The sequence below is a fragment of the Pseudoalteromonas sp. 78C3 genome, from assembly GCF_002836695.1.
Lineage (GTDB): Bacteria > Pseudomonadota > Gammaproteobacteria > Enterobacterales > Alteromonadaceae > Pseudoalteromonas > Pseudoalteromonas arctica.
In genome coordinates, this window is sequence record NZ_PJAV01000021.1 from 1 (window position 1) to 3286 (window position 3286).

The window sequence follows — 3286 nt, forward strand, 5'->3', positions numbered from 1 at the left end:
TGCTCTTTAAAAATTTGGAAAAGCTGATAATAAAATTCTGATAGATACAGTGTATTTATCAAGAGTTTTCAAAAGTAAAAAAAGAATGGTAGCAGTACCATTCAGTGCCATTTAGTTAACTCTTATGAGTTGATTGATTGGTATCTACTTTAGTATTCAATATTGACTTCTGGCGAAGTTAAACTGTCACAAAACAAAGACCCGTTTGGGTTGTATGGTTAAGTGACTAAGCGTACACGGTGGATGCCTTGGCAGTTGGAGGCGATGAAGGACGTATTAACTTGCGATAAGCTTAGTCAAGCTAGTAAAAAGCGCTTGAGACTAAGATTTCCGAATGGGGAAACCCACCTGCTTGCAGGTATCGTTAACTGAATACATAGGTTAACGAGGCGAACGCGGAGAACTGAAACATCTAAGTACCCGTAGGAAAAGAAATCAACCGAGATTCCGAAAGTAGCGGCGAGCGAAATCGGAACAGCCCTTAAGCTTATTATGTGTTAATGGAAGGCTGCTGGAAAGCGCCACGATACAGGGTGATAGTCCCGTACATGAAAAGACATTTTAAGTGAAATCGAGTAGGTCGGAGCACGTGAAACTTTGACTGAATATAGGTGGACCATCATCTAAGGCTAAATACTCCCAACTGACCGATAGTGAACCAGTACCGTGAGGGAAAGGCGAAAAGAACCCCTGTGAGGGGAGTGAAATAGAACCTGAAACCGTGTACGTACAAGCAGTAGGAGCCCACTTGTTGGGTGACTGCGTACCTTTTGTATAATGGGTCAGCGACTTATATTTTGTAGCGAGGTTAACCGAATAGGGTAGCCGTAGGGAAACCGAGTCTTAACTGGGCGAATAGTTGCAAGGTATAGACCCGAAACCCGGTGATCTAGCCATGGGCAGGTTGAAGGTTGAGTAACATCAACTGGAGGACCGAACCCACTAACGTTGAAAAGTTAGGGGATGACCTGTGGCTAGGAGTGAAAGGCTAATCAAACCGGGAGATAGCTGGTTCTCCCCGAAATCTATTTAGGTAGAGCCTCGGACGAATACTTACGGGGGTAGAGCACTGTTAAGGCTAGGGGGTCATCCCGACTTACCAACCCTTTGCAAACTCCGAATACCGTAAAGTAATATCCGGGAGACACACGGCGGGTGCTAACGTCCGTCGTGAAGAGGGAAACAACCCAGACCGCCAGCTAAGGTCCCAAAGTCATAGTTAAGTGGGAAACGATGTGGAAAGGCCCAGACAGCCAGGAGGTTGGCTTAGAAGCAGCCATCCTTTAAAGAAAGCGTAATAGCTCACTGGTCGAGTCGGTCTGCGCGGAAGATGTAACGGGGCTAAACTATGCACCGAAGCTGCGGATTCAGAATTTATTCTGAGTGGTAGGGGAGCGTTCTGTAAGCCGTTGAAGGTGTACCGGGAGGTATGCTGGAGGTATCAGAAGTGCGAATGCTGACATGAGTAACGATAATGGGAGTGAAAAACTCCCACGCCGGAAGACCAAGGGTTCCTATCCCATGTTAATCAGGGTAGGGTAAGTCGACCCCTAAGGCGAGGCCGAAAGGCGTAGTCGATGGGAAACAGATTAATATTTCTGTACTCGATATAATTGCGATGGGGGGACGGAGCAGGCTAAGCAAGCATAGCGTTGGTAGTCTATGTGAAAGTGAGTAGGGCGTTTGTTTAGGTAAATCCGGACAAACATTAAACCTGAGACACGAGACGAGTCACTACGGTGATGAAGTTGCTGATGCCATACTTCCAGGAAAAGCCTCTAAGCTTCAGATTATATGGAATCGTACCCCAAACCGACACAGGTGGTCAGGTAGAGAATACTAAGGCGCTTGAGAGAACTCGGGTGAAGGAACTAGGCAAAATCGTACCGTAACTTCGGGAGAAGGTACGCTCCTATCTGTGATGAGACTTGCTCTCTAAGCGGACGGGAGCCGCAGTGACCAGGTGGCTGGGACTGTTTATTAAAAACACAGCACTGTGCAAAATCGCAAGATGACGTATACGGTGTGACACCTGCCCGGTGCCGGAAGGTTAATTGATGGGGTTATCCTTAGGGAGAAGCTCTTGATCGAAGCCCCGGTAAACGGCGGCCGTAACTATAACGGTCCTAAGGTAGCGAAATTCCTTGTCGGGTAAGTTCCGACCTGCACGAATGGTGTAACCATGGCCACGCTGTCTCCACCCGAGACTCAGTGAAATTGAAATCGCAGTGAAGATGCTGTGTACCCGCGGCTAGACGGAAAGACCCCGTGAACCTTTACTACAGCTTGGCACTGAACATTGAACCTACATGTGTAGGATAGGTGGGAGACTTTGAAGCAGCGACGCTAGTTGTTGTGGAGTCAACCTTGAAATACCACCCTTGTAGTTTTGATGTTCTAACGTTGGCCCCTGAATCGGGGTTACGGACAGTGCCTGGTGGGTAGTTTGACTGGGGCGGTCTCCTCCTAAAGAGTAACGGAGGAGCACGAAGGTTGGCTAAGTACGGTCGGACATCGTACGGTTAGTGTAATGGTAGAAGCCAGCTTAACTGCGAGACAGACACGTCGAGCAGGTACGAAAGTAGGTCATAGTGATCCGGTGGTTCTGAATGGAAGGGCCATCGCTCAACGGATAAAAGGTACTCCGGGGATAACAGGCTGATACCGCCCAAGAGTTCATATCGACGGCGGTGTTTGGCACCTCGATGTCGGCTCATCACATCCTGGGGCTGAAGTCGGTCCCAAGGGTATGGCTGTTCGCCATTTAAAGTGGTACGCGAGCTGGGTTTAGAACGTCGTGAGACAGTTCGGTCCCTATCTGCCGTGGGCGTTTGAGAATTGAGAGGGGTTGCTCCTAGTACGAGAGGACCGGAGTGAACGAACCGCTGGTGTTCGGGTTGTCATGCCAATGGCATTGCCCGGTAGCTACGTTCGGAACTGATAAGCGCTGAAAGCATCTAAGCGCGAAGCAGGCCTCGAGATGAGTTCTCACTAGACTTTTAAAGTCTCTGAAGGGCCGTTGAAGACTACAACGTTGATAGGCAAGATGTGGAAGTGGTGTGAGCCATTAAGCTAACTTGTACTAATTACCCGTGAGGCTTAACCATACAACGCCAAACGCGTTTTATGCGACAGTTTAGACAGAAGTTAATATAACTAAAGTAGATATTACTTGAAGAAAGACTTAAAAAATATTATCAGATATTTTCCAAATTCAGTTAGTGCGTAGCGATACGGATTAACGCCCAAATTTGCTTGGTGACAATAGCGTTTTGGACCCACCTGA

The 3286-nt window shown here is 47.9% G+C and carries 1 rRNA gene; it reads left to right on the forward strand.

From position 1 onward, the window contains the following. Positions 1–216: 216 nt before the first annotated feature. Positions 217–3107 (forward strand): 23S ribosomal RNA (locus CXF76_RS00480). Positions 3108–3286 lie beyond the last annotated feature (179 nt).